We start from the raw sequence: 2,942 nt of genomic DNA on the forward strand, positions 1-2,942 counted from the left end.
TGGCAATGTGCGGCGTGATCCGCACGCGCGGGTGCGTCCATAGCGCATGACCGGCGGGAAGCGGCTCGGGGTCGGTCACATCGAGGATCGCGGTGTCGAGTTGGCCGCTCTCGAGCGCGGCGAGCAGATCTTTCTGGTTCAGGTGCGGGCCGCGGCCGGTTTGGATCAGCGATGCCCCTCGCGGCAGCTTGTTGAAAAGTGCTGCGTCGAGCATGCCCTGGGTTTCCTGCGTGAGCGGCAGCAGGCAGACGAGGATATCCGTGCGGGCAAGGAATGCATCGAGTGCGGCGGCGCCTGCATGACATTGCACGCCCTCGATCTGTCCGCCGGAGCGGCTCCAGCCCGCGCAATCGAAGCCGAACAGCCGCAGCCGCTGGAGAACGGCTGTCCCCAGCATGCCAAGACCCAGGACACCGATTCGCCTCGACGATGCCGGCCGGACGTGCCGTGCCTTCCACTCCTGCCGGGCCTGCTGCGCGGCGTAAGCCGCAACGTCGCGATGAATCGTCAGCACGGCTTGCGTGACATACTCGACCATGCCTTGCGCGATGCCCGGCTCGATCATGCGCACCACGGGAATATGCTCAGGCACGCGCGAGAGGTCGAACTGATCGACGCCCGCGCCCACCGAGAAGATAACCTCGAGGTTGGGCAGGGCTTCCAGCGGATTGTCGGGCGGCTGCCACGCGGCCAGGTATCTGATCGCCGCCGGATCGCCGACATCGGGCCACAGATGAAACGCAATGTCCGGCGCTTGCTGCGCGAAGAGCGCGCCCCACTGGGCGCCCCGAACGGGATCGGCTTTGTAGAGGAAGGCCATGGGGAGTTACAGCATTGCCTGATTGATGATCGCGAACTGGCGGCAATCGTCGTCCGGGTTGTCGCGACCCGTCGCGGCGGGCGCGTTCAGCACCATTTTCATCACGCTATCCACGCGCGGCAGTCCGAGGCCGTCGAGCCATTCGGTCAGGCCGCATTCGGCGGGTGTATCGATACGAATGAACACGCCCTCGTTCAACGACAGCCAATGGCTGATCAATGCCTTCGCGCGCACGGGATCGGAACCGGGCGCGACCACCGGGCCGATAGCGAAACCGCGTCCGAACCGGCGAAATAGCGAGAAGCCGATCAGTTCGCCGTCGCGGTCGAGACCGATGCCGTCGGCGTTTGCGAGCAGCGCCGGCAATGTCTGCGTGCGGTCGAGCCCGCATGCGCGGGACGCCAGATCTATGAGACGGGCGGTATCGTTCGTACCCAGCGGCCGCAGCCTTTCCCCCGACGGCAACGCCATCAGCGGCGGCTGGAACGCCGTTCCCTGATGCTGGTCGAGCGTCCCGACCGCGCGAAAGCCAAGTTTCTCGTAAAGCGGCTGGCCGGCGAGCGTGGCGTGCAAAAACGTCACCCGGCCTTCGAGTGCTTCGAGCACGCTTTCCATGAGCCTGCGCCCGATCCCGAGACCTTGCCGCGCCGGCGACACGATCACCATGCCAAGCGATGCCCGGTCGTCGCCATATGTCCAGTACAACGCCGTGCCCACGACCTCTCCGGCTTCAATGGCAACGAACCCGGCGCCGGCCTGCGCCACGAACTGCCAGTCTTCCGCGCGATGCGGCCATTTCAGCTCGACCGTGAGGGCATGCGCGGCGGCAATATCTTCGTCTGTGAAGGGTCTATATGCAACTTGGTCGGACACACGGCCTCCGTGAATGGCTTCGGACTACACGCGCTTACTCTGGCATTCGTCGCGGCGCGTGAATAGGACGATCTTTTCGTCGCGTCCTTTGCGAACGCAAGCAGGACGCAACCAGGCACTTTCGATGCAAATTGCACGGTCTGCGTCCTCATAACGCGTGGTTTGTGCTGAACGCGGATTTTTGTCGGTGAGATGTGCGGTGCTGCCGGCACTACGATTGAAGTGATTCCAGAGACCCTTCTTTCTCGAGGATATTGCAATGGACCAGTTCGATCCCGCCCGCATCACCGTGCGCACCGGGCATTTCATAGGCGGCGACTATGTGGACGAAGGTGAGCGCCGGATCGACGTCGCACGGCCCTCGGACGGCGTGATGTATGCATCGGTGCCGGTGGCCGATGCAGCCATGATCGACCGTGCCGTGGAAGACGCATGGCGTGCTTTCAAGACGAGTGGCTGGGCCAGCATGGCGCCGCGCGAGCGGGCGAAGATCCTGCGCCGCTTCGCCGACCTGGTCGCAGCGGACGTGGAAACGCTCGCGCCACTCGAATCCCTCGGCTCGACCCGCCCGATCCGCGACGCCAGCAACTGGGACGTCCCGTTCACCGCAGAGGGCATCCGGTTCTACGCGGAATTCGCCGACAAGCTCGGCGGCGATGTGACGGCGACAGATCACGATCATCTCGGCATGACAATCGCCGAACCGTACGGCGTGATCGGCGCCATTGCGCCGTGGAATTTTCCGCTCGTGATGGCGTCGTGGAAGATCGCGCCGGCGCTCGCGGCGGGCAACGCGGTCGTGCTGAAACCCTCGGAGATGACGCCGTTCTCGGTGCTTCGCCTGGCCGAGCTGGCTGTGCTGGCGGGCGTTCCGAAGGGAATTTTCAATGTGGTCCAGGGCGACGGCCGCACGACCGGGGACGCGCTCGTGCGGCACCCGAAGATATCGAAGGTCACGTTCACGGGTTCCACGCGGACCGGGGCAGCGATCATGGCCGCGTGCGCCGAGTCGGGCACCAAGCCCGTGACGCTGGAACTCGGCGGCAAGAGCCCGCAGATCGTGTTTGCCGATGCCCCCCGTCTCGACGATGTCGCGCGCCGGATTGCGGGTGCGATCTCGGGCAATGCGGGGCAGGTCTGCGTTGCGGGCTAGCCGGCGAACCACGGCATGTCGCGCACGAAGTCGCTGACCATGCCTTCGATGGCGAACAGCAAGTAGCCGTCGCCGTCGGGAATGGCGGCGCAATCA

The 2,942-nt window shown here is 65.0% G+C and carries 2 protein-coding genes and 2 pseudogenes; 1 reads left to right on the top strand and 3 read right to left on the bottom strand.

Annotated elements, in window-relative coordinates:
* Both ACRXB1_RS33855 and ACRXB1_RS33860 read right to left on the bottom strand, forming a co-directional pair.
* The coding region (locus ACRXB1_RS33855) for a 2-hydroxyacid dehydrogenase (RefSeq protein WP_449494513.1) at window positions 1-820 on the bottom strand (820 nt) is incomplete at its 3' end.
* Window positions 821-826: 6 nt separating this feature from the next.
* Entirely contained in the window at window positions 827-1,693 is an 867-nt protein-coding gene (locus tag ACRXB1_RS33860; protein WP_449494514.1) for a GNAT family N-acetyltransferase, read from the bottom strand.
* A gap of 259 nt (window positions 1,694-1,952) precedes the next feature.
* On the opposite strand from ACRXB1_RS33860, the pseudogene ACRXB1_RS33865 reads away from it, so the two are divergent.
* Window positions 1,953-2,843, top strand: a pseudogene (locus tag ACRXB1_RS33865) (aldehyde dehydrogenase family protein); the annotation flags it as partial.
* A 2-nt stretch (window positions 2,844-2,845) separates the two neighbouring features.
* On the opposite strand, the pseudogene ACRXB1_RS33870 reads toward ACRXB1_RS33865, so the two are convergent.
* Window positions 2,846-2,942 (bottom strand): annotated as a pseudogene (locus ACRXB1_RS33870) (sll0787 family AIR synthase-like protein); the annotation flags it as partial.

Source organism: Caballeronia sp. M23-90 (assembly GCF_053574605.1).